Annotated in this window: 1 protein-coding gene; it reads right to left on the reverse strand. The window is 36.4% G+C overall.

What is annotated here, in order from left to right:
• Window positions 1–1,917, reverse strand: a 1,917-nt coding sequence (locus FNW52_RS20640; RefSeq protein ID WP_185965901.1) for a SprB repeat-containing protein, incomplete at both ends; no start/stop codon positions are given.

Here is a 1,917-nt window from a genome sequence, read left to right on the forward strand (position 1 = left end):
CCACCATCTACGCTATAGCTGTAAGGTGCGATTCCCGCAGTTGGCAAAGTAACATCTATTACAAAATTACCCTCAGTTGCTGTACATTGATTATTAAGAACCGCTGCTACAACGGGTGTTGGATCTATATCAAGAAACACTACTTTTGAAACAACACAACCATTAGCATCTTTAATATTAACCGTATAATTACCCGTAGTCAGTACTAATGGCGATGAAGCATTAGGAAAAGTAGAAAAATTAGAATACCCAATATTTACAGGGCCTACCAATTCATATTGATAAGGTAGGGTACCACCTTGGGCAATTGCAGAAATTTGACCCGTATGGTTGCAATTATCTTTTTTATCAGCAGTGGCAGTTGCGGTTAAAGCAACCGCAGATTCAGTAATTGTAAAAGTAGCAGATGCTGATATACAACCAGTATTTGCACCATCAAGTTCCTTAAATTTAATATAATAGGTTCCTGGTGTAAGAGTTCCAAGAGCTGGCACTATTATGGGAGTAACAGATGTAGGGGCAGCAGTTGATATATGACCTGTAATTCCTGTTGAAAGATTCGTTTGATCATAAAAAACTTCATAATCAATACTTGTTCCAGAGTAATTTGAAACAGTAAAACTAACTTTTCCAGTAGAAGTCCCTTTACAAGTTACTGGTTTAACAACATCAATTGCACTTATTAATGGTGTCAATGGAGGAATTGGACCTGTTGCTTTTTGGAAATAGTAACAATTTGTAATATTATCGAATATAACGAATGTGTAAACGACACCAGGAGTCAACCCGGTAAAAGTATGCTGTAATGGAAATCCTAAATCACTTGGCAATAATGCGCTTGAAAAAGGAGCAACATTCATATCATAAATTCCAAAGGTATAAGGCGTCCCTGGAGGAACAGGCGTTGGGTTAATAGAAACAATAATTGTAGCACCAGAAGCACAAGATACTACTGGTGTAGATATATCTATTATCAAAGCCGTTGGCGGAGCAAGTACATCTTTTGTTTGAGTAACTGAACATCCTTTTGAATCAGTTACTGTCAATGCGTAATTACCAAAGCTTAAACCTGAGAAGATATAATTAGCACGAGCAGGTTCAACATGAGTTAAAGTAACATTGGTTACAGTATTTTTCAAAACATAAGTAAAAGGAGCAATACCATTTGTAACTGCAGTTACTTCAATTGAACCCAATATTGATGCAGGAGGACAAGACATATTTGTAACAACTGGGGTAAAAGTAATTAATGCAGGCTCTGATACTGTAACAGTGCTATTAAAAGTACAATTTTTACTGTCTATAATCGAATAATTATAAGTTCCCGCAGCCAAACCACCATAAGTTGTATTTGACGTAGGCGAACTTCCATTAAAACTAAAAGTATAAGGACCAACCCCTAAACTAGGAGTAATAGTAACACTTCCATTGGCAGACCCATTACAAGTTAGATCAACAACACTTGTTGAACCTGTAGGTAGTACTATCGGTTTTATTGTAATTATTCCGGAAGTTGCTGTACAACTATTTACATCTGTTACTTGAAACTGATTTGCACCAGCTGTTGTACTTGTAAAAGTGAAAGTGGTTCCTAAACCAACTGGTTGTGTTAACGTACCTGTTCCTGAAACTATACTCACTGTATATGGAGCCTTACCTCCTGAAATTGTACCTGTGATAATAGCATCCGGCGGAGTGTTACAATCTAAATCTTTAGTTAAAACTGTATTTACTTTTAACTGTGCAGCGATTGTTTGTGCCAAAGCAACTGATGTACAACCGTAAGCATCTTTTACAATTATTTGATAATTCCCAGGTGTTAAGTTGGCAAAAGTATTGCTTAATTGATATGTTACCCCATTGTCAATACTATATTGATAAGGCGAAACACCTAATGAAGCTGTTACCACTATTGTT

This window comes from Flavobacterium sp. ZT3R18, assembly GCF_007097385.1.
Classification (GTDB): Bacteria; Bacteroidota; Bacteroidia; order Flavobacteriales; family Flavobacteriaceae; genus Flavobacterium.